This window comes from Microbacterium sp. SS28, assembly GCF_022761035.1.
In the GTDB taxonomy this organism is placed as follows: domain Bacteria; phylum Actinomycetota; class Actinomycetes; order Actinomycetales; family Microbacteriaceae; genus Microbacterium.
Genome location: NZ_JAKWJP010000020.1, coordinates 1 through 1,024, shown reverse-complemented (window position 1 = coordinate 1,024; position 1,024 = coordinate 1). Strand labels below are relative to the sequence as shown.

1 protein-coding gene is annotated in these 1,024 nt (G+C 68.8%); it reads right to left on the bottom strand.

Annotated elements, in window-relative coordinates; genetic code table 11:
* Nucleotides 1–25: 25 nt before the first annotated feature.
* Nucleotides 26–1,024 (bottom strand): IS256 family transposase (locus MJ607_RS19795; RefSeq protein WP_243077358.1); only part of this gene is annotated, 999 nt, incomplete at its 5' end.

Genomic DNA, 1,024 nt, shown 5'->3' with positions numbered 1-1,024 from the left:
CGGTCGCGTGTGATCCCTCGTGTTGTTATGCGGTGAGGGCGCGGTAGTCGGGTTCGGGGATCTCCTCGGGTTCGGGGTCGGGTTCGCCGACGCGGCGGGCTCGGCTGAGGGCGTCGAGGCCGAGGTAGCGGCGCTGCTCGGCCCATTCATCGTGCTGCTCGGCGAGGACCGCGCCGACCAGGCGGATGATGCTGTCGCGGTTCGGGAAGATGCCCACGACGTCGGTGCGGCGGCGGATCTCACGGTTGAGTCGCTCGTTCGGGTTGTTCGACCAGATCTGCTTCCAGAGCTCTTTCGGGAACACGGTGAACGCGAGGATCTCTTCCCGCGCCGCCTCGAGGTGCGCGAAGCTTCGCGGCAGCTTGTGTTCGAGGGCGTCCAGGACCCGGTCGAACTGGGCGTTGACGGACTCCTTGTCGGGCTGGTCGAACACCGTCTGCAGGAGCGTCTTCACCCATGGCCAGGAGCTCTTCGGGGTCGTGGCCATCAGGTTCGCCGCGTAGTGGGTGCGGCATCGCTGCCACGATCCGCCGAGGGTCGCGCCGGCTGCGGCGACCAGGCCTGCGTGCGCGTCGCTGGTGACCAGCTTCACCCCCGAAAGGCCGCGGGCGACCAGGTCGCGGAAGAACGTGAGCCAGCCGGCGCCGTCCTCGGTGGAGTTGACCTGCAGGCCGAGGATCTCCCGATAGCCCTCCGCGTTCACCCCGGTCGCCACCAGGACCGCGACCTTCACGACCCGGCCGCCTTCGCGGACCTTCATCGTGAGGGCGTCCGCGGCGACGAACGAGTACGGGCCGGCATCCAGCGGCCGGGTGCGGAACTGCTGCACCTGCTCGTCGAGGTCTTTCGCCATCTCCGACACCTGCGACTTACTCAGCCCGGTGATCCCGAGCGTCTTGACCAGATCCTCCATCCGCCGGGTCGAGACGCCCAGGAGATAGCTGGTCGCGACCACCGTGGTCAGCGCGGCCTCCGCGCGGCGACGGCGTTCGAGCAGCCACTCCGGGAAGTAGGAGCCCTGCCG